18 protein-coding genes and 1 tRNA gene are annotated in these 21,151 nt (G+C 63.2%); 9 read left to right on the forward strand and 10 right to left on the reverse strand.

Annotated elements, in window-relative coordinates; genetic code table 11:
* From PJL15_RS10400 to argS, 6 genes are all read right to left on the reverse strand, one after another.
* A partial coding sequence (locus tag PJL15_RS10400; protein WP_281451072.1) for a Rho termination factor N-terminal domain-containing protein occupies positions 1–521 on the reverse strand: 521 nt, incomplete at its 3' end.
* Between the two features lie 306 nt (positions 522–827).
* On the reverse strand, positions 828–1,802 hold the full coding sequence (thrB, locus tag PJL15_RS10405) for a homoserine kinase (protein ID WP_281451073.1): 975 nt from the start codon (positions 1,800–1,802) through the stop codon (positions 828–830).
* Between the two features lie 2 nt (positions 1,803–1,804).
* A complete protein-coding gene (thrC, locus tag PJL15_RS10410) occupies positions 1,805–2,908 on the reverse strand; it encodes a threonine synthase (RefSeq protein WP_281451074.1) in 1,104 nt (367 codons plus the stop codon).
* Positions 2,909–4,225 carry a homoserine dehydrogenase gene (locus PJL15_RS10415; protein ID WP_281451075.1) on the reverse strand — a complete coding sequence of 439 codons (1,317 nt, stop codon included), beginning with the start codon at positions 4,223–4,225 and terminating at the stop codon, positions 2,909–2,911.
* Positions 4,218–5,690 (reverse strand): diaminopimelate decarboxylase, encoded by a 1,473-nt coding sequence (gene lysA / locus PJL15_RS10420; protein WP_281451076.1) that lies wholly within the window; start codon positions 5,688–5,690, stop codon positions 4,218–4,220. Before lysA ends, PJL15_RS10415 begins: the two co-directional genes overlap by 8 nt.
* 4 nt (positions 5,691–5,694) lie before the next feature.
* Positions 5,695–7,344: an arginine--tRNA ligase gene (gene argS / locus PJL15_RS10425; RefSeq protein WP_281451077.1), complete on the reverse strand. Its 1,650-nt coding sequence runs from the start codon at positions 7,342–7,344 to the stop codon at positions 5,695–5,697.
* 247 nt (positions 7,345–7,591) lie between these two features.
* Here argS and PJL15_RS10430 point away from each other — a divergent pair, with 247 nt between their 5' ends.
* The 6 genes from PJL15_RS10430 (at position 7,592) to PJL15_RS10455 (ending at position 12,194) form a co-directional block, all read left to right on the forward strand.
* Positions 7,592–8,086 (forward strand): FMN-binding protein, encoded by a 495-nt coding sequence (locus tag PJL15_RS10430; protein WP_281451078.1) that lies wholly within the window; start codon positions 7,592–7,594, stop codon positions 8,084–8,086.
* Positions 8,087–8,091: 5 nt separating this feature from the next.
* Entirely contained in the window at positions 8,092–8,964 is an 873-nt protein-coding gene (locus PJL15_RS10435) for an FAD:protein FMN transferase (RefSeq protein WP_281451079.1), read from the forward strand.
* A complete protein-coding gene (locus PJL15_RS10440) occupies positions 8,961–10,463 on the forward strand; it encodes an FAD-dependent oxidoreductase (RefSeq protein ID WP_281451080.1) in 1,503 nt (500 codons plus the stop codon). Before PJL15_RS10435 ends, PJL15_RS10440 begins: the two co-directional genes overlap by 4 nt.
* 79 nt (positions 10,464–10,542) lie before the next feature.
* Positions 10,543–10,615, forward strand: a tRNA-Arg gene (locus tag PJL15_RS10445).
* A 156-nt stretch (positions 10,616–10,771) separates the two neighbouring features.
* Positions 10,772–11,812, forward strand: a complete 1,041-nt coding sequence (locus tag PJL15_RS10450) for a M4 family metallopeptidase (protein ID WP_281451185.1) — start codon at positions 10,772–10,774, stop codon at positions 11,810–11,812.
* Between the two features lie 79 nt (positions 11,813–11,891).
* Positions 11,892–12,194: a protealysin inhibitor emfourin gene (locus tag PJL15_RS10455; RefSeq protein WP_281451081.1), complete on the forward strand. Its 303-nt coding sequence runs from the start codon at positions 11,892–11,894 to the stop codon at positions 12,192–12,194.
* Positions 12,195–12,216: 22 nt separating this feature from the next.
* On the opposite strand, the gene PJL15_RS10460 is transcribed toward PJL15_RS10455, so the two are convergent.
* Entirely contained in the window at positions 12,217–13,185 is a 969-nt protein-coding gene (locus PJL15_RS10460; protein ID WP_281451082.1) for a GlxA family transcriptional regulator, read from the reverse strand.
* Between the two features lie 81 nt (positions 13,186–13,266).
* Here PJL15_RS10460 and PJL15_RS10465 point away from each other — a divergent pair, with 81 nt between their 5' ends.
* The 3 genes from PJL15_RS10465 to hrpA all read left to right on the forward strand — a co-directional run bounded on the left by PJL15_RS10465 (position 13,267) and on the right by hrpA (position 18,541).
* A complete protein-coding gene (locus PJL15_RS10465; RefSeq protein ID WP_281451083.1) occupies positions 13,267–13,437 on the forward strand; it encodes a hypothetical protein in 171 nt (56 codons plus the stop codon).
* 144 nt (positions 13,438–13,581) lie between these two features.
* A complete protein-coding gene (locus PJL15_RS10470) occupies positions 13,582–14,586 on the forward strand; it encodes a helix-turn-helix transcriptional regulator (protein ID WP_281451084.1) in 1,005 nt (334 codons plus the stop codon).
* A 13-nt stretch (positions 14,587–14,599) separates the two neighbouring features.
* Positions 14,600–18,541, forward strand: coding sequence for an ATP-dependent RNA helicase HrpA (gene hrpA / locus PJL15_RS10475; RefSeq protein WP_281451085.1), 3,942 nt, complete (start codon positions 14,600–14,602; stop codon positions 18,539–18,541).
* Positions 18,542–18,619: 78 nt separating this feature from the next.
* Here hrpA and PJL15_RS10480 read toward each other — a convergent pair whose 3' ends face one another.
* From PJL15_RS10480 to PJL15_RS10490, 3 genes are read right to left on the reverse strand one after another with little or no spacing between them, the layout of a single operon-like run.
* Entirely contained in the window at positions 18,620–19,048 is a 429-nt protein-coding gene (locus tag PJL15_RS10480; protein ID WP_281451086.1) for an HIT family protein, read from the reverse strand.
* The gene (locus tag PJL15_RS10485) at positions 19,045–20,199 is read right to left on the reverse strand and encodes an NAD(P)-dependent alcohol dehydrogenase (RefSeq protein ID WP_281451087.1); all 1,155 of its coding nucleotides are present in this window, start codon (positions 20,197–20,199) and stop codon (positions 19,045–19,047) included. Before PJL15_RS10485 ends, PJL15_RS10480 begins: the two co-directional genes overlap by 4 nt.
* The gene (locus PJL15_RS10490; RefSeq protein WP_281451088.1) at positions 20,196–21,131 is read right to left on the reverse strand and encodes a sulfurtransferase; all 936 of its coding nucleotides are present in this window, start codon (positions 21,129–21,131) and stop codon (positions 20,196–20,198) included. Before PJL15_RS10490 ends, PJL15_RS10485 begins: the two co-directional genes overlap by 4 nt.
* Positions 21,132–21,151 lie beyond the last annotated feature (20 nt).

The following is a 21,151-nucleotide window of genomic DNA, read 5'->3' on the forward strand; positions in this document are numbered from 1 at the left end:
GTACGCGGCTGGCGACGTTCGGTGCCGGCGTCGGCGGTCTCGGCTGCTGCCGGGGCTTCGACGGCGGGAGCTGCTGCAGGCTCCGAGGCGGCGACAGCTGTGTCCGCAGCGGCTTCAGCAGCTGCAACCACACCATCGCTCGTGGCGCGGCGGCTACGTCCACGTCCACGTCCGCGGGGTGCTTCCTGGGCCGGAGCCTCGGGAGCTGCCTCAACGGGTGCGCTCTTTTCCGTGGCCTTGACCTGAGCAACCGGGGCTTCCTTGGCCACGGCAGGAGCCTTGGCCGCAGTGGCCTTGGCAGGAGCCTTGGTAGTGGAAGTGCCCGCACGGTGGGCAGAAATGGCCGTGACCAAATCCCCCTTGCGCATACGGGATCCCCCCGAGATACCCAACTGGCTCGCGAGAGCCTGAAGCTGGGCGAGCTTAAGGCCTGCAAGGCCGCTGCTCTTGGTTGCTGCCGTTGACTCAGCAGCAGAAGATGTTGTGTCCACAGCTGAAGCCAGCTCAGTGGTTTCTGTCACGAAGGATCCTTCCCCCTCGACGGCGTCCAGAGCGAGAGCTGGACGCGATGATTTGTTCTGGGCTGCAGTTCAGATCTGCAGCCGGTGATTTCGGCCGTGCCTGATGGATTGTGGCCAACAGGGCCGGATACTGATCGCCTTCACTGGATCCGGTTACCCGGACAGCCAGCCTGAAATTCAGGAAACAGAGAGAGTTCTGCGGCACCTGATGCAGGCCGGAAAGAGACGACACCACCAACGTTGGCACAGTTGACGAAAGGGTACGGCGAAAAACCGAAGTCCAAAATCAGGGAACTGCCCGCGGCTTTACCGGCGGTGCACTTCCACTCTAGCACCTTGAACGTCCACAGCCAGCGTCATCACACGCCAACCAACGTCCGGTGTGTTGGCCGAGGTAAACGTCTTGATGAAATCCGCTGCCGCGGCAGCTTCCTGATCGCCGTTGGCGAGTACCAGCACCGTGGGGCCCGCACCGGAAACGACGGCCGCATGCCCTGCACCCCGAAGGGCAGTTATGAGGTCCGCGCTGGGCCGCATGGCCTGGGCCCGATAGCTCTGGTGCAAATAGTCCTCGGTGCCTGGCAGCAACAATCCAGGTTCCGCTGTCAGCGCGTGGATCAGCAACGCAGCCCGGCCGGAATTCATTGCCGCCGCGTGGTGGCCGACTGAAGCCGGAAGCAACCCGCGGGCGGTCTCGGTGGACAGCTCGTAATCCGGCACTGCCACCACCGGAATCACGGACGGTGATACCTCGGCGCGCGTACTGCTGTACTGCTCGCTGTCCTGCCACGAGAGCGCCAGCCCGCCGAAAATCGCGGGTGCGACGTTGTCCGGGTGCCCTTCCATCTCGCTGGTCAGCTGCAGGATCCACTGGCGGTCACGCTGTGCTTCCGGAGGCACCATGGCGTTGGCAACCGTAACGGCGGCCACCACTGCCGATGCTGAGGAACCCAATCCCCGTCCATGGGGATTGACGTTGTCGGCCGTGATCCGCAAACCGCTGTGCTGGAAGCCAAGGCGCTCCAAGGCAAGGTCGATGGCACGCACCACCAGGTGGGTAGCATCGCGTGGAAGGGTATCGGCGCCCTCACCGGAGAGCTCGAACTCAAGCTCTCCGGTGGTGAGGGTTTCCACCGTCAAGGTGTCGTAGATGGACAGGGCCAGGCCCAGGCTGTCGTAGCCTGGGCCCAGATTGGCGCTGGTCCCAGGGACCTTGACGGTCAGCCGTTGGCCTGCCGCGACGATGACACGATCAGTCGCGGTGGGCTGTGTTGATTCCACTCTTAGTTTTCTTCCAGTCCCAGTTCTGCTGCAACGGTGACGACGTCGTTCGGCACCTTGACGGGCTGGACATCGCTGCCGTCTTCGGTCCGGAGGGCCCACTGGGGATCCTTGAGCCCGTGGCCAGTGACAGTAATGACGATGGTCTTGCCCGACGGAGCTTCACCCGCAGCGTGCTTCTTGATCAAACCGGCGACGCCGGCAGCAGAACCTGGCTCTACGAAGACGCCTTCCTTGGACGACAACCAGCGGTGGGCGTCCAGGATCTCGTCGTCCGTGACAGCTTCGATGAGTCCACCCGATTCGTCGCGCGCGGCAACAGCGGTGTCCCAGGAAGCCGGGTTGCCGATGCGGATAGCCGTGGCGATCGTGTCCGGTTCCGTGATGGGGTGACCGGCAACGAACGGCGCAGCACCGGCAGCCTGGAAGCCCCACATGATCGGAGTCTTGGTGGAAACGGCCGGAAGAGTACCGTTGGCCGACTCAAAAGGCGCTGCGTACTCTTTGTAGCCCTTCCAGTAGGCGCTGATGTTGCCAGCGTTTCCTACCGGCAGGACGTGAATGTCCGGGGCATCGCCCAAAGAATCCACAACTTCAAAGGCGCCGGTCTTCTGGCCCTGGATACGCGCGGGGTTGACCGAGTTCACCAGGAACACGGGGTAGGACTCGCCGAGCTTGCGGGCGATGTCCAGGCAGTTGTCGAAGTTGCCATCGACCTGCAGCAAGGTGGCGCCGTGGGCAATGGCCTGGCTCAGCTTGCCCATGGAGATCTTGCCCTCGGGGACCAGTACGGCGCACTTCAGGCCCGCGGCCGTTGCGTAGGCCGCTGCCGACGCAGAGGTGTTTCCCGTGGAGGCGCAAACGACGGCCTTCGCGCCGGCCTCGACTGCTGCCGTCATGGCCATGGTCATGCCACGGTCCTTGAAGGAACCAGTGGGGTTCATGCCTTCAACCTTGAGGTAAACCTCTGAGCCGGTCAGCTCGGACAGCTTTTGCGCGTGGACCAGAGGAGTGCCGCCCTCGCCGAGAGTGATGACCTTGGTGGCTTCCGTTACAGGCAAACGATCAGCGTATTCGCGGATTACTCCGCGCCATTGGTGAGCCACTTAGACCCCTTCTACCCGCAGTACGGATGTGACGGAATTGATGACGTCGAGGCCCTTCACGGCCTCAACGGTTGCTGCGAGTGCAGCTTCGGATGCACGGTGCGTCACGATCTTCAGTTCCGCCGACTCAACCTTGGAGGCAGAGTCGCGGTGGATCGTTTGACGCATGATTTCGATGGAAACACCGTTTTCCGCAAAGATGTGGGCAATCCGGGCAAGCACGCCCGCCTGGTCAGCGACATCCAAACCGATGTAGTAGCTCGTGTTGGAAGCGTCGATGGTGAGTGCGGGAACGTGGCCCGTGGTGGTCTCGGTTCGCCCCGGACCGCCAAGGACCAGGCGCCGGGCCGCGGAGACGAGGTCGCCAAGCACTGCTGATGCCGTAGGCGTTCCACCGGCACCCTGGCCATAGAACATCAGTTCACCGGCGTTCTCCGCCTCGATGAACACAGCATTGAAGGCACCGCGAACGGCAGCCAAGGGGTGTTCGCGCGGAAGCAACGTGGGGTGCACCCGCACCGAGATTCCGCTGCCGAGATCCGAGGAGTCGATCTTCTCGGCGATCGCGAGCAGCTTGATGACGAATCCGGCTTCCTTCGCGGAGGCGATGTCTTCGGCACTGACTTTGGTGATGCCCTCGCAGTAGACGTCGTCCAGGGAGAACCGGGTGTGGAAGGAAAGCGAAGCCAGGATTGCGGCCTTCGCCGCGGCGTCATGACCTTCGACGTCGGCCGTCGGGTCGGCTTCGGCGTAACCCAATCGCTGGGCCTCCGCCAGGGCGTCAGCAAACTGGGCCCCTGTGCTGTCCATCTGGTCAAGGATGAAGTTGGTGGTTCCGTTGACGATGCCCAGCACACGGGTGATCCTGTCCCCGGAAAGGCTGTCGCGGATCGGCCGCAGGATGGGAATGGCACCGGCCACGGCGGCCTCGTAGGAAAGCTGCACTCCGGCCTTGTCGGCCTCTTCGTACAGTGTGGGTCCATCCTGGGCCAGCAGGGCCTTGTTGCCTGTGACGACGCAGGCGCCGTTCTGGATCGCGGTAAGGATCAACGAACGCGCAGGTTCAATGCCGCCCATCAATTCGATGACGAGGTCCGCGTCCTTGACCAGGGTGTCGGCGTCGGTCGTGAACAGTTCACGCGGCAGTTCAACGTCGCGCGGGGTGTCGACGTTGCGAACAGCGATGCCGGACAGCTCCAGCCGGGCGCCGCTGCGGGCGGCCAGTGCCTCGGCGTCGTCAATCAGAATCCGCGCGACCTGGGCCCCAACGTTGCCACAGCCCAGCAGGGCCACTTTCAAGGTTCGCACTTCAGACATTCGCCACTCCCATGTCGCGGTTCAAGAGATCTTCTTCGGTTTCCCCGCGGACAATCAGCCGGGCGGCTCCGTCGCGTACAGCGACAACGCCAGGCCGGGCCAGGTAGTTGTAGTTGCTGGAAAGGGCCCAGCAGTAGGCGCCGGTACCCGGTACTGCGAGCAAATCACCGGCTGCCACGTCCGCGGGCAGATATACATCTCTAACAACTATGTCGCCGCTCTCGCAATGTTTGCCCACTACTCGGGACAACTGCGGGGCCGCGGCGGAGTCGCGGGAAGCCAAAATTGCCGAATAATCCGCGTCGTACAGCACCGGACGGGCGTTATCGCTCATTCCACCATCCACCGACACATAGCGGCGCGGATACGTAACGTTCCCCTGCCCTGCTGCATCGCCAGGAGCGTCCACCCTGACTGTTTTGAGGGTGCCGACTTCGTACAACGTAAACGTGGTGCTGCCTACGATCGCGCGCCCGGGTTCGATGGAAATGCGCGGCGCCGTTATGCCCAGTTCGGCGCAGGTGGAACGCACGACGGCGGCCATCGCCTGCGCGATTTCGGCCGGCGGACGGGGGGTGTCCACCGGGGTGTAGGCGATACCGTAGCCTCCGCCGAGATCGAGCTCGGGCAGCACGATGGAGTACTTGCTCTGCATGGAGGCGAGGAACCGCAGCAGCTTCTCCCCCGCCACGGCAAAGCCGTCAGGCTCGAAGATCTGCGAGCCGATGTGGCAGTGCAGGCCCAGGAGCTCAATGCTCGAATAGGACGTCGCTGCTGCAACGGCTTCCTCAGCAGCGGACAGGCCGGCTTCCTCAGTGGAGTCCTCGGCCATGGAGAGGCCAAACTTCTGGTCCTCGTGGGCGGTGGCAATGAACTCATGCGTGTGGGCATGGACACCAGGGGTCAGGCGGAGCATGACCTTGGCGGTTTCACCGCGGCCGGAGGCAATCTTGGCGACGCGCTCGAGTTCGTCGAGGCTGTCCACCACGATCCTGCCCACCTGCATATCAAGCGCACGATTGATCTCGGCGTCCGACTTGTTGTTTCCGTGCAGTCCAAGGTTGGCCCCCGGAATCCCGGCGCGGGCAGCGACGGCCAACTCACCGCCGGAGCAGGTGTCCAGTCGGAGGCCTTCTTCTGCCACCCAGCTTGCCACTGCGGTGCACAGGAACGATTTGCCGGCGTAGTAGACATCCACTCCCCCGCAAATGTCGGCGAAGGCGGCATCGAAGGAGTCCTTGAATTCCCTGGCACGCGCACGGAAGTCCGACTCGCTCATGACAAACAGCGGAGTACCAAACTGTTCCTTGAGTTCTTTGACCGCAATACCGTCGATGGTGACAACACCTGCGTCGTTCTTCTCCACCCCGGCTGCCCACATGGGAGGCTGCAGGGCGTTCAGGTCTTCCGGCAGCGCCAACCATTCCGGCGCAAGGGGGGAAACGTGGCTGGAGTCTGTGGTCATTTCCCTACATCCGTTCCGGCGCGGAAACGCCCAGCAATTCGAGTCCGTTGGCAAGTACCTGGCTGGTGGCATCGTTCAGCCACAAGCGTGTCCGGTTGACGTCCTGGACAGGGTCATCGCCCTGAGGCGAAACACGGCAGGCGTCGTACCAGCGGTGGTAGGCGCCGGCGATGACTTCGAGGTGGCGTGCCACGCGGTGCGGTTCGCGCAGCTCGGCGGCCTTCGCCACGATGGACGGGTAACTGCCCAGGTAGGAGAGGAGCTCGTTCTCGGTAGCGTGGTCCAGGAGCGCTGCATCGAACACGGAACGGTCGACGCCGGCCTCGGCTGCGTTCCGGGCGGTGCCACGTGAGCGGGCGTGGGCGTATTGGACGTAAAACACCGGGTTCTCGTTGCTGTTCTTCTTGAGCAGTTCCGGGTCCAGGGTCAGCGGCGAGTCGGCCGGGAAGCGTGCGAGCGAGTAACGGACAGCGTCCTTGCCGAGCCAGGAAATAAGGTCCTTGAGCTCGATGATGTTGCCTGCGCGCTTGGAGAGCTTGGCACCGTTCACGGACACAAGTTGACCAATCAGGACCTCGATATTGACCTCGGGGTCATCGCCGGCGCAAGCGGCAATGGCCTTGAGGCGGTTGATGTATCCGTGGTGGTCCGCACCCAGAAGGTAGATCTTTTCCGTAAACCCGCGGTCCTTCTTGGAAAGGTAGTAAGCGGCGTCTGCGGCGAAGTAGGTAGGTTCGCCGTTGGCGCGGATCATGACGCGGTCTTTGTCGTCGCCGAAGTCGGTGGTGCGCAGCCAGACCGCGCCGCCGTCGTCAAAGACGTGCCCCTGCTCGCGAAGGCGTGCAACAGCAGATTCGATTGCACCGGCGTCGTGCAGCTCCTTCTCGGAGAAGAAGACATCGAACTCCACGCCAAACTCAGACAACGTGGTTTTGATGTCGGCCATCTGGGCCTCATAGGCAGCGGCCCGGATAACCGGCAGGGCTGCTTCGTCGGTGAGCTCCCGGATGTCCGGGTGCGCCTTCAGGACTTCATCGCCAAGCTCACGAATGTATTCACCCGGGTAGCCGCCCTCGGGAACGCCCCTGCCGTGAAGGCGGGAGAGTACTGAATTCGCGAAGACGTTCATCTGCGAGCCGGCGTCGTTGATGTAGTACTCGGCGGTGACATCGGCGCCGGACGCACGAAGCACGCGGGCAATGGCGTCGCCCAGGGCCGCCCAGCGGGTGTGGCCGATGTGCAACGGGCCCGTGGGGTTCGCGGAAACGAATTCCATGTTGACCACGCGCCCTGCGAGCGCCTGGTTGGTACCGTACGCGGTTCCGGCCTCGACGATGGTCTTCGCAAGCGTGCCGGCCGTCGCGGCATCCACCGTGATGTTCAGGAAGCCCGGCCCAGCGATTTCCACGCCTGTTACCCCCGGGATGCCCTGAAGGTGGTTGCTCAGGATGCCGGCGAATTCGCGCGGATTCATCCCGGCCTGCTTGGACAGTTGCAGGGCAATGTTGGTGGCCCAATCACCATGGTCCCGGTTCTTGGGTCGCTCCACGCGCACGGCGTCGGGCACGGCAGATTCCGTCAAGGCGATTTCGCCCGTGGAGACAGCGTCCTTAAGGCAGGCGGATATGGCAGCAGAGAGTTCTTCGGGAGTCACGGATCTAGCCTACCGGTGGCCCGCAAAGTCGCGGAATTGGAGGACCCGTATGTGGATAGTTTGACCACAGCTGGGACACAGGAACAGCTGGCAGCCTCCACAGACTGAACCATTAAGCTGATTTCAACGTTGTGAAGGACATGGACGGTGGCCTGGACCCTCATCCGGACCTGCCAGCCTCCATGACGAACGAGCCCCTTGACGAATTACTCCCGGTTGAACTTGTCCAGTTGAAACGAGCAGAATCATGACTACGCCACTCCGCAAGAGCATCTACGTTGGCATTGCCGGCCTGTCCATCGCAGGAACTGCCGCCGGGTGTGCGCCCAGTACCCAAGCGCCTGCCACCCAGGCCCCGGCCACCCAGGAGGGTGGCCAGGCATCAACGGGCAGCCCATCACCTGGCAGCACCACTTCGTCTGCCCCCATCGCTTCCAGCGGGGCCACCACGTACAAGGACGGCACCTACAGCGCCGACGGAACCTACACCTCGCCCAATGGTCAGGAGACGGTAGGCGTGGAACTGACCCTTGCCGCAGACAAGGTTTCAGCGGTGAACATCACAGTCCACCCGTCGAACCCCAACACCAAGAAGTTCCAGGGTGAGTTCGCCAGCGGCATCGCGGCTCAAATCGTCGGAAAGGATGTGGACGAACTCAAGGTCTCCAAGGTCTCTGGTTCTTCCCTCACGTCCGGAGGGTTCAACGACGCCCTGGAACAAATCAAGTCCCAGGCCAAGTAGCCGTCATGCCGCATCCGGGCTGGAGCACTTTCAGCTTCGACGGCATCGGCACGCGGTGGGAAATTTCGACGCCGGACCAACTGGCTCCCGCTCTCACCGGGGAGTTGCTCGGTGCCGTGGAAGGCTACGACAAGGCGTGGTCGCGCTTCAGGCCGGATTCCTCGGTATCCGCCCTCTCCCGAGCTCGGGGCACCATCACTTTGCCACCGCATGCCCCTGCGCTTCAGGCACTCTACTCGGCGCTGTACCGGCTCAGTGACGGGGCAATGACTCCCCTCATCGGCAGCAGTCTTGAAACGCTGGGATATGACGCCGGCTACACCCTGATCCCTTCCGGACCGCCCCAAGCACCGCCCCGTTGGGAGGACGTCCTGGAATGGACCGGCTCGGCAATGACCGCGAAGGAACCTCTCGTGCTGGACATCGGAGCTGCAGGCAAAGGCCAACTCGTTGACCTTCTGGCGGAGGTTCTGCGGCAAGCCGGGCACCGGGACTTCCTGGTGGACGGCAGCGGCGACATGTTGCACGCGGGCAATCACCCCGTGACAGTCGCACTGGAGCACCCGTACAACCCCCGGCAGGCCATTGGGACCGTTGAGCTGGATAACCAAGCCCTGTGCGCTTCGGCGTCCAACCGCCGCGCGTGGGATGACGGGCTGCACCACGTCCTGGACGGCACCACCGGCAAGCCGGTGAACACAACAGTGGCAACCTGGACAATGGCCGGCAGCGCCATGGTGGCCGATGGCTTGGCCACGGCGCTGTTCATGATGGAAGCAGCAGCGCTGGAGCAGGAGTTCGATGTCGAGTGGCTCAAAGTCTCCTCTGCGGGCGCTGCCACGTTTTCAGCCGGTTTTGAGGGGAGACTGTTCACATGATTGCCGCTAAGTCCCGAGTTGACACCTGGTTGGGCCGCTTCACCATGTACCGCTTGATCCTGTGGGTGCTTGGGGTGCTGGTGGTCTACAGCATGGTCCTCAACGTCCTGGGCTGGCTGACGTTCGGCCTCCCGGAGATGTTGGTCCATCTGCTCCTCTGCCTTGCGGTCACGTATGGCTCGAACCGATTGCTTGCGGCCGTGTTCAGCGTCAAGCCGCACACCGAGTCCTCTCTCATCACCGCTTTGCTGCTGTATTTCCTGTTCTGGCCGGCTTTCGGGCTTACCGACATGGCAGGAGTGGCGTTGGCTTGCGTCCTGGCGAGTGCGTCGAAGTATGCACTGGCTTTCCGTGGAAGGCACATCTTCAATCCGGCCGCGGCGGGGGCGTTCATCACCGGCCTGACCGGACTGAACATTGCCACGTGGTGGGCTGCCACTCCCGCGATGCTGTGGTTGCTGGTCCCGGGCGTGCTGCTGGTGCTCTACCGCACCCGGAAGTTGATGATGGCCACGGTTTTCCTGGTGGTTGCCACCAGCATCATCACCGTCGAACTGCTGGGCCGGAGCATGACCATGGGGCAGGCATTGTGGCAGGCCCTGGCCCAACGTCCCCTTCTGTTCTTCGTGGGGTTCATGCTGTCCGAGCCGCTGACCCTCCCTCCCCGCCGCCGGCAGCAGCTGGCGCTTGCCGCCGTCGTTGGTTTTGTCTTTGCCATTCCCTACAACTTCGGCTTCGTGGCAAATTCGCCGGAACTGGCCCTGCTGCTGGGGAACCTCCTCGCATTCTTCCTCGGCCAGCGCGGCGGGGTGGAACTGACCTTCAAGGGCTCGCGGACCCTGACGCCGGCGAGTACGGAATTCAGTTTCGAGCCTTTGCGGCCGGTCCGTTTTGCTGCGGGCCAGTTCATGGAGCTCAACCTGCCGCATTCGGGTTCGGATGGAAAGGGTCGTCGCCGGATCTTCAGCATCACCAGCCCCCCGGGCGCTGACGTCGTGACTTTTGGCGTGGGCACGGCAGAGCCGTTGTCTACGGCCAAGAAGGCCCTGCTCGCGCTTCGGCCCGGCGATACCGTTTCAGCGACCGCCGTGGGTGGGGATTTCCTGCTGCCGCACGACGCCGGCAAACCGGTTCTGCTGATTGCCGCCGGAATCGGCATCACGCCTTTCTTGTCGCAGCTGGCAGCCGACGGCACCGCACGGGACACCGTGGTGCTGTACCTGGCAAAGAGCCGTGACGATATGGCCTGGGTTGAGCAGCTCGAAGCCTCCGGCGCGAGGGTGATTGCCCGGCTTGCCGACGGTTCCACTCCCCCGGAGTTCATGGTCGACGCCGGCACTTCCAGAATCGATGCGGCGCGCCTTGAGGAACTGGTCCCGGACGTCGCGGACAGGGAGGTGTACGTCTCCGGTTCGCCAGCGAGCGTTGATTCCCTGCGGTCCGCGGCGCGCGGCGCAGGCGCCCGGCGGGTCCACGTCGACTCCTTCGCCGGGTACTGAATCAACACGGTTTTCACATGCGGCGCCGTGGCTGCTAAGCTCTAGGACGTCCCACCGGCAACGGAGGGATACCCTGGATGCCCTCGTAGCTCAGGGGATAGAGCGTCTGCCTCCGGAGCAGAAGGCCGTAGGTTCGAATCCTATCGAGGGCACACAAGAAGAACCCCGTCAGCGCTGCTGGCGGGGTTCTTTGCATGCCGGCTACCGACTATCACTTACGGGCTTGCCGGGACTGCACCGCAAAATTGTCTGCCCTTGCTCCTAGGCTGATTCCAGTTGGTTTTTCCGAGCAAAGGGGTCTTGCCGTGATGTGTTCGATCGTCCCGCCGTACATGCTTCGCAAAATTGCTGCCCAGGATGAACCCCGGCTCCGGGCAGTCGCCCGCGCAGCCAAGGAGTCCCTCCTGCACATCAAAAGCTTGCAGGCCATCCGCACGGCCCCTATTCCCGCAGCGCCTCCGAGTGCACGCCAGGCCAAGCCGGGGCCGCCCAAGGGAACCATCTTCGACGCCGGTTCCTTGGAAGATCTTCCCGGCCGCGTGGTTCGCAAGGAAGGCGCGGCACCGGTGGGTGATACCGCTGCCGACGAAGCATATGAAGGGCTCGGCGGCACCCACCGCTTGTATGGCGAAGTCTTTGGGCGGGATTCAATTGACGACGCCGGACTGCCGTTGGATGCAAGCGTCCATTACGGAAAGCTCTATGACAATGCCTTCTGGAACGGAAGCCAGATGGTCTTCGGTGACGGGGACGGACAAATCTTCCAGCGGTTCACCAAATCCGTCAGCGTCATTGGCCACGAACTGGCTCACGGCGTTACCCAGTACACGGCCAACCTGGCCTACCGCAACCAGGCTGGCGCGTTGAACGAGTCGATGTCCGATGTTTTTGGCGTCCTTGTGGAGCAGTACGTCAAGCAGGAGTCCGTGGAGCAAGCCAGCTGGCTGATTGGGCAGGGCTTGTTCACCGACCAGGTCCAGGGGGATGCCCTGCGGTCCATGAAGGCTCCCGGCACTGCTTACGACGACGACATCCTGGGCAAAGACCCGCAGCCGGATTCCATGGATACCTACGTCCGGACCAGTGCGGACAACGGCGGCGTGCACATCAACTCCGGCATTCCCAACAAGGCTTTCTACGTGGTGGCCAGCGAGCTCGGCGGCAAGGCCTGGGAGGCACCCGGGCAGATCTGGTACGGGACCCTGACCAGTGGGGCACTCCCTGCAACGTGCACCTTCGGCAAGTTTGCCAGGACCACGCTCGCCACCGCTGAAGAACTCTTCGGCAGCGGCTCAGCAGAGCATGACGCCGTCCGGAAGGCGTGGGACACTGTGAAGGTCAAGGTTTAGTCACATGGCGGGACCGGACACCCGGGTCCGGACCGCCAACTGACTGACAAAGCAGGGGTAGGACGAGAAGCAGCCGCTCATGAAAATCACGGTTCAACGCAGTGGGGGAATCGCCGCGATGACACGTATCTGGAGCGTGGAAGCCGTATCTCCTGATGAGAAGGAACGATGGCTCCCGATCGTCGAGGCCTGCCCTTGGGATGAAGCCAAGGGCCAGCCTCGGACGCTCAACGAACCAGACAGCTTCATGTACTCCATCCGCGCGGGCCAACGCCGCGCCACCCTGCCGGACCGCGCGGTCACCGGCCCTTGGCAGGAATTGATCGAGTGTGCCAAAGCCGAAGGATCAGAGTCCCGTGGCACCATCGGCGGACGGCGCTAGCCCAGGCACCAGCACCGAGGGCTCACATGGCCTCTGCAAGTTGCCCCCGAAACGCCCGCCTGTAGCTTTGGGGACTGGTATCGAGCACTTTTGCAAAATGGTGCCGCAGCAGGACCGAATGTCCGAATCCGGCCTCGCGGGCGATTTCGTCGATGTTCAATTCAGTGGTTTCCAACAGCTCCTGCGCCCGGAGTACCCGCTGGGAATTCAGCCAAGCCGCCGGAGTAGTTCCGGTTTCGGCCCGGAAACGCCGGGCGAAGGTGCGCGGCGACATGTGTAGCCGCGCCGCCAATTCGTTGACGCTGTGCTCTTCGTCCAGATGTTCAACCATCCAGCGCAGCAGCGCCTCCATGGGCGCGGATCCGCACGTGGGCATGGGCCGGTCAATGAACTGGGCCTGGCCACCATCGCGATGCGGCGGAACCACCATGTCGCGGGCAATGGCTGCGGCCACATTGGCGCCGAGCTCCACACGGACAAGGTGCAGGCACGCATCGATTCCCGCCGCTGTGCCGGCACTGGTGATGATGGTCCCGTCCTGCACATAGAGGACGTTCTCGTCCACGATGGCCGATGGATACCGGCTCGCGAGGTCCTGGGAGTAGTGCCAGTGCGTGGTACAGCGGCGCCCATCCAGCAATCCAGCGCGGGCCAGTGCATAAGCTCCTGAACAAATCGACATCACCCACGCTCCCCTGGCATGGGCTGCCCGCAAGGCGTCCAGGACGGATTCGGGAACTTCTTTGTCACGGCCAAAGGGGGCCATGATCACGAGGTCGGCATCGGATGCCGCCTCAAGCCCAAGGTTGACGTGGAGGGAGAGGCCTGACTTCATGCGGATGTCTCCCGGTTCCGGGGCAACAACCCGGAAGTCGAAGGCTGGAACGCCCGCTCCGCGGTCCGATCGGTCGATCCCAAAGACCTCGAATGCCGTTCCGAATTCGAAGACGGAGAAGTCCGGGACAACGATCACTGCCACTGATTTCAACATATCTCCAGTGTGGCAGAAAATTGTCTAAATGGGGCATTTCTGCCACTGTTTCTTGCGCTGGCCGGGGAGCAATCTAGAGACATGGAAATCTTCGGAATCATCCTCTTCTTGGTCCTCATCACCGCCGTCGCAGCTACTATCTCAGCACTGTTGAAGGATGGGCGTGGCCACAACCCGCCCGTCACTTCGAAAGAACCTTGGAGCGCGTTCGAAGCACCCAGCGGTCCTTACTGGAACCCACGCATCTACTAGGGCATGCCGGCTGACTGCCAGGTTTGCGCGCCACATCCAACCGGCGTCCGCTGGTTCAGGGGTTACTGCAGGAATCCCCGAACCGACGGGCGCCCTTCCATGCGCCGGTCTCCCCGGAGTGGCCCATGGGCTAGATTCACATGCATGATTCAAACCTCGGCCCGGCTCCTGCAACTGTTGTCCCTGTTGCAGATGCGCCGGGAATGGACCGGGCCGGCCCTCGCGGACCGCATGGGAGTAACCGAGCGGACGGTGCGCCGGGACATTCACAAGCTGCGGCACCTGGGATATCCCATCCACGCCTCCCCCGGGATTGCCGGCGGTTACCAACTGGGCGCGGGCGCGCAATTGCCGCCGCTGCTCCTGGACGACAACGAAGCCCTGGCAGTTGCCTTGGGGCTGAACTCGGTGGCCGCCGGGCCAGTTGCGGGAATCGGCGAAGCATCCGTCCGCGCCCTGGCCAAAGTGGAGCAGGTTCTCCCCTCCCGCCTCCGCCCCAGGTTCGCCATGCTCAAGGCTGCTGTCACGACGCTTCCCAGCAACGCCGCCAGCGTCGATCCCCAACAACTGACCGTGGTCTCGGCCGCAATATCGGACCGGCGCCAGATTTCCTTCGAGTACGTCAAGTCCGACGGCGAGGCCTCACGCCGGCTGGTGGAACCGTACAGGCTGGTGGACACCGGCCGCCGCTGGTACCTGGTCGCCTATGACCTCGATCGTGAGGACTGGCGGACGTTCAGGGCCGACAGGCTTGCTTCCTTGCCGAGCGAACGCAGGAAATTTACGCCCCGGCCGTTGCCCGCAGAGGATCTGGCAGCGTACGTCCAGCAGTCCATAACCCGTTCGCCCTACAGGTACGACGTCGTTGTGCGGCTCCGTGCCCCGCTCGCCGAGGCAGCCGCCGTCGTCAGTTCGCAGTACGTGACGTTGACCGCCGACGGACCGGCAGCGACATTGCTGCGATCCGGCTGGGACAACCTGGCAGCCCCGGCAGCCTACCTGGCTGCGCTGGACCTGGACTTCGACATCCTCGAGCCGGAGGAATTCAGATCGTTCGCACGGCACCTTTCACACCGGCTCAACGCCGCCGCCGGTCCTCCTGCGAGTCCGGCAACAGGGCCTGCGGACGTCGAACCCCAGCCACAGTAGACTGGCAGCAGCCATGACACTTCATATTTCCTACCCCGCAGAGCTGCCCGTATCCGAGCGCCGCGAGGATCTGATGGCAGCCATTGCCGCAAACCAGGTGACCATCATCGCCGGGGAGACCGGCTCCGGCAAGACCACCCAGATCCCGAAAATGTGCCTCGAACTTGGCCTTGGAGACAAGGGACTGATCGGGCATACCCAGCCGCGCCGCCTTGCAGCGCGCACGGTGGCCGAACGCATCGCCTCTGAACTCGATGTGGAGATTGGCCAGGAGGTGGGCTTCCAAGTCCGCTTCACCGGCGAGGTCAGCGCGTCCACCAAGATCAAGCTGATGACGGACGGCATCCTGCTCGCGGAAATCCAGCGGGACAAATTGCTCAGGAAATACAGCACCATCATCATTGACGAGGCCCACGAGCGAAGCCTCAACATCGACTTCATCCTGGGCTATCTCAAGCGCATCCTGCCGCAGCGTCCGGACCTGAAGATCATCATTACCTCCGCGACCATCGACCCCCAGCGCTTCGCCAGGCATTTCGGCAGCGACGATGAGCCTGCGCCCATCATCGAGGTCTCCGGCCGGACGTACCCAGTGGAAATTCGTTACCGCCCGCTTTCACAACCCGCGAACGCGGACGATGATACCTCCGACGACGAACTTGAGGAGGACCGCGATCCCCTCGACGCCGTCTGCGATGCCGTGGACGAGCTCGCCAAGGAAGCGCCGGGCGACATCCTCATTTTCTTCTCCGGCGAGCGCGAAATCCGTGACGCCGCCGAGGCCATCAACGGCCGTATCCAAGGCAACCGGCGCCTTGCGGGCACCGAAGTCCTTCCCCTCTTTGCCCGATTGAGCCTCCAGGAGCAGCACCGCGTCTTTAACCCCGGAGGGAAGCGGCGCATCATCCTGGCCACCAACGTAGCGGAGACCTCACTCACTGTTCCGGGCATCAAGTATGTGATCGACACCGGCACAGCCCGCATCTCGCGCTATTCGCACCGGACCAAGGTCCAGCGCCTGCCCATCGAGCGCGTTTCGCAGGCATCGGCCAACCAGCGTTCAGGACGTTGCGGCCGCGTGTCCGAGGGCATCGCGATCCGATTGTACTCGGAAGAGGACTTCGACTCACGCCCGCAGTTCACCGATCCTGAAATCCTCCGGACAAACCTCGCCGCGGTCATCCTGCAGATGACCGCCATGGGAGTTGCCCGCGGGCCCAAGGATGTGGAGAACTTCCCGTTTGTGGAACCTCCGGAGACCCGGGCCATCAACGACGGCGTGACGCTCCTGCGCGAACTCGGCGCCTTGAGCGCGCCGAAGTCCCCCGACGCCCGCGGCAACGGCCGCAGCGGCGGTGGCCTGACCGCCGTCGGACAGAAACTTGCCCAGCTTCCCGTCGATCCCCGACTCGGCAGGATGATCGTGGAGGCAGGCAAACGCGGATGCGTCCGCGAAGTCATGATCCTCGCCGCGGCCCTGACCATCCAGGACCCCCGGGAAAGGCCGACCGACAAGCAGCAGCTTGCCTCGGAAAAGCATGCACGTTTCCGCGACGAGATCTCTGACTTCACCGGTTTCCTCAACCTCTGGAACTACATCCAGGAGAAGCAGCGCGAGCTGTCCTCCACGCAATTCCGCAGGCTGTGCCGCAATGAGTTCATCAACTACCTGCGCGTGCGCGAGTGGCAGGACCTGTTCACCCAGCTCCGGCAACTGGCCAAGCCCTTGGGCATCGCTTTGGACAACAATCGGGTTGCCGATCCCGTGGGCAACTATGAAGGCATCCACATCAGCTTGCTGTCCGGGCTGCTGAGCCACATTGGCCTGCTCGATGAGCGCAAGCGTGAATATGCCGGCGCCCGTGGAAGCCGTTTCGCGATCTTCCCTGGTTCGGCGCTGTTCAAGAAGTCGCCCACTTTCGTCATGGCCGCGGAGTTGGTGGAGACCAGCAGGCTGTGGGCACGGGTTGCCGCCAAGTTCGATCCCCTCTGGGCCGAGCAAGTAGCCCCGGATTTGGTGAAGCGCTCCTACAGTGAGCCGCACTGGTCATCCCGCCAGGGCGCTGTCATGGCCCATGAGAAGGTCACGCTCTATGGCGTGCCCATCATTCCCAACCGCCGGATCAATTACGGGCGCATCGATCCCGAGCTGTCCCGTGAGCTGTTCATCCGCCACGCGCTGGTGGAGGGCGAGTGGAAAACCCACCACAAGTTCTTCCATCGCAACAGGGCCCTGCTGCAGGAGATCGAAGAACTCGAAACCCGCATGCGGCGGCGAGACATCCTGGTGGACGACCAGACCCTGTTCGAGTTCTATGACGCACGGGTGGGCAAGGACGTTGTCTCCGAGCGGCACTTCGACAAGTGGTGGAAGGATGCCCGCCACTCGGACCCCCACCTGCTGGACTTCGACCAATCGCTGCTGATGAGCGAAGAGGCCGAGGCCCTTGACGACTCCGCGTACCCGAAGACGTGGCTTCATAAGGGCTTCGAACTGCCCCTGAGCTACGAATTCCACCCGGTGGCACCCGGGTCTGCTCCCAACCCCTCCGATGGCGTGACCGCTGAGGTTCCGGTGCTGTTCCTGAACCAGCTGGACGACGCCCCGTTCCGCTGGCAGATCCCGGGCCAACGGGTGGAGCTGGTCACCGCCCTCATCAAGTCGCTGCCCAAACAGGTGCGTAAGAACTTCGTGCCCGCACCGGATGTCGCCAGGCAGGCCACCGCCGCGCTGGAAGCTGACTTCGATCCCGCTGTGGACGAGCTGGAGCCTTCCTTGGAGCTTGTCCTGCGCCGGCTTCGTGGGCACATTATTCCGCCGGGCTCCTGGAACTGGGATGCCGTTCCGCCCCACTTGCGGGTCAGCTTCAAAGTGGTGGACAGCAAGGGCAAGGTGCTGGACGAAGGCAAGGACCTTGCCGAGCTCCAGGAAAAGCTGGCCCCGGCCACACGCCGCGCCATCGCCGAATCACTCGGCGCCACGCCGGCGACGACGACACGTGCCAAGGGGGGCAATGGAACCGGGGCTCCGGGCAGCCAAGCGACGCCGACAGCCACCGCCTCCACCTCGGGCGTGGGGTCGGTGGCCGAACGTACCGGAATCACCGCGTGGGACTTTGGCACTGTGGAACGCCAGGTCAGCCGGACAGTCAAGGGCCACGCGGTCACTGGCTTTCCCGCACTGGTGGACGAGGGCAAATCCGTGGCACTGCGGGTGTTCCAGACCCGGGCCGAACAGGAAGTCGCCATGCGAAGCGGCGTCATACGGCTGTTGGCCCTGCGTATTCCATCCCCGGACCGCTACGTGCTGGAACACCTGAGCAACACCGAAAAACTGACCTTCAGCCAGAACCCCCACGGTTCGGTCAGTGCCCTCATCGCTGACTGCGCGCTGGCGGCCATCGACAAACTTGTTCCCCAGGAATTGCCGTGGGACCAGCAGTCCTTCGATGCCCTTTATGAAGTAGTCAGGGCGGAACTGATAGATACCGTCTTCACGGTGACAGCCGTCGTTGAACGTATCCTGGCCAGTACGCGGCGCATCCAGAAAGCGCTGAAGTCCAACGCCAGCCTGCCGCTGATCAGTGCGCTCAATGACATCAAGAGCCAGTTGGAGCAATTGGTCTTCCCGGGTTTTGTGGCACAAACGGGCTACGCCCAGCTCAGCCAGTTGCCAAGGTACCTGCAGGCCATGGAGAAGCGACTGGAAAAGCTGCCCGGCAACGTGCAGCGGGACAGCCTCAACATGGCAATAGTGCAGGCATTGGAGGACGACTACGACGACGCCGTGTCCGCTTTGCTCCCGGGACGACGGGCCGGTGCGGAGTTAACCCGGGTGCGCTGGATGATCGAGGAACTGCGGGTCAGTCTCTTCGCGGTGGAACTCGGGACGGCCTATTCAGTTTCCGAGAAACGCATCCGCACCGTGCTGAACCAGGCCCTGGCCCCGGCATAGCCGGCCAGGATATGGAAAACCCGGCGGCGCCTAAACAGCACCGCCGGGTTAAGTCAGCAGGATCTAAAACGTTGCCCATCAGTCTTCAGGGACAGCGTCCCCATGCCCTGCCGTCCGGAGCGCCGCTCGGAGCTTCACGGCCGTCGCATCCATGACCGCGGGATCCGGGTTGTGGTCGACATTATGGATCTCAAAATCCGCGGTGGAATACGCGGGCCATACATGGACATGCAGGTGGTCAACCTCGAAGCCCTCCATCAGCACACCAACGCGCTTGGCGTCGAAGAGGCTTTCCTGCACCTTTCCAATGTCTTGGGCAACATTCATGACCTTGCCCAGCAACTCCGTAGTGGCGTGGGTCCAGGAGTCGACTTCCTCACGCGGGACCACCAGCACGTGGCCTTGGGTAATCGGGGCAATGGTCAGGAACGCCACTACTTCATCGTCCTTCCAGACGAAGCGGCCGGGGATCTCCCCGTTGATGATCCTGGTGAAGAGTGTGCTCATGCGTCTGCCCTTTCGGCTGGTTCCTGGAGCGTTGCGGTGTCCAGCACAAAACGGTACTTCACGTCGCCGGCCACCATGCGGTCATAGGCCTCGTTGAGCTGTTCTGCTCCGACAAGTTCGATGTCACTGACAACTCCGTGTTCGGCACAGAAATCCAACATTTCCTGCGTTTCCTCGATGCCACCGATCAGTGACCCCGCGTAGGCAAGGCGACGCCGGATGAGAAGGCCCGGACTGACGGGAGGCATGTCGTCTGCGGGAAGACCCAGCTGGAACAGCGCGCCGTCCAGACGGAGCGTACGGAAGTACGGGTTGAGGTCGTGCGGAGCGGCAACGGTATCGATGATGACATCGATGCTGCGGTTGGCTGCCTCCATCGCTTCGGCGTCCTTGGACAGCACCACGTGGTCGGCTCCGAGTTCGCGGGCGGCATCAAACTTGGACGTGGAAGTAGTGAAGACCGTAACTTCGGCTCCCATGGCCTTGGCAATTTTGACAGCCATGTGGCCCAGTCCGCCCAGGCCAACCACGCCTACGGAATCGCCTTCTTCAACGTCGAAGTACCTCAGGGGCGAGTACGTTGTGATCCCGGCGCACAGCAAAGGGGCTGCGGCGGCCGCGTCCAAGGACTCGGGCACACGGAGCACGAAGCGCTTGTCCACCACCACCGACGTCGAGTATCCGCCTTGGGTGATGGCGTCTGCGTGGCGGGGATCGGCGGCGCCGTAAGTGCCCACGTTGCCACGCTCGCAGTACTGCTCCAGGCCCTCGAGGCAGCTGTCGCATTCCCGGCACGAATCCACCATGCAACCAACGCCCACCCGGTCACCGACAGAGAAGTCCTCCACAGCGGGTCCCACCCGTGTCACGTGGCCAACAATCTCGTGGCCGGGGACAAGCGGATACGGAGGAACCCGCCACTCGCCCCGTGTCGCGTGCACGTCCGAGTGGCACAGGCCGCAGAATTCGATCGCAATTTCCACGTCGTCCCCACCCGGCTCACGGCGGGCCACAGTCAAAGGCACCAGTCCGCTTTCCGGCGACGTGGCTCCATATGCAGCAGCCAGCAGCCCGGCGGAAGGCTCAAAGCCGGAGGTGTCCAAGGAGATGGTTTTTGCGAGGGGTGGGGGCACAGGTCGTCCAGGATTCATGCTTCGACGCTACTCCCGTCGACGCGGCTCATGCTACTTGGGGCAACAGCGCTGTCTTCGAAAGGAGCGCCGTCTTCGAAAGGAGCGCCGTCTTCGAAGGGAGCGTTTCCCACAGCGACGTCATTGGCTGGGTTGTTCGACCATTGCGAGAACGAGCCCGGGAACAGCGCCGCACTGTAGCCGGCGATCTCCAGTGCGGCAATTTCGTGCGAGGCGGTCACCCCGGAGCCGCAATAGACCGCAACCTTGGCGGACGTGTCCAGGTCCAATGCCTCGAAACGGCGCCGCAGCTGGCCGACGGGAAGGAAGGTGCCCGCCGGGGAGATGTTCTCCGTTGTCGGGGCGCTCACTGCACCTGGGATATGCCCGGCCCTGGGATCAATTGGTTCCATCTCGCCCCTGTATCGTTCCCCGGCCCGGGCATCCAACAACACTCCCCCGCGGCTCCACTGCGCCGCCTCCTGCTCGGTGATGGACGGCATCTGGCCATCCCCCAGAGAAACATTGCCGACGCCGGTGGACACCTCGCCTGCCTCGAGCCGGTAACCAGCGGCACGCCAGGCGGCCAGGCCGCCGTCGAGCAGGTAGACCGACTCAACGCCTGCGTTCCGCAGCATCCACCAGGCCCGTGCGGCGGCCATGCAGCCGCTGTCGTCGTACGCCACGATGGTGTCGCCGTCGTTAATCCCCCACTGGCGGGCAGCGGCCTGGAAGCGCTCGAGCGAAGGCAGGGGGTGGCGGCCGAGCTCCGGTCGGGCGTGGTCTGCAAGCTTCGTCGGAAGATCCACGTACACCGCCCCGGGCAGGTGCCCGGCCAAATATTGTTCATGTCCGTCGGTCCGGCCAAGGACCCACCGAACGTCCAGCAGTACTGTCCGCCGGCCAACTTCGAGGCGCTGGTGCAATTCAGGGACACTGATCAGGGTGGCCATGGGTTCTCCTTCATCCGGGG

It is taken from the genome of Paenarthrobacter nitroguajacolicus, from assembly GCF_029952445.1.
In the GTDB taxonomy this organism is placed as follows: Bacteria; Actinomycetota; Actinomycetes; order Actinomycetales; family Micrococcaceae; genus Arthrobacter; species Arthrobacter nitroguajacolicus_B.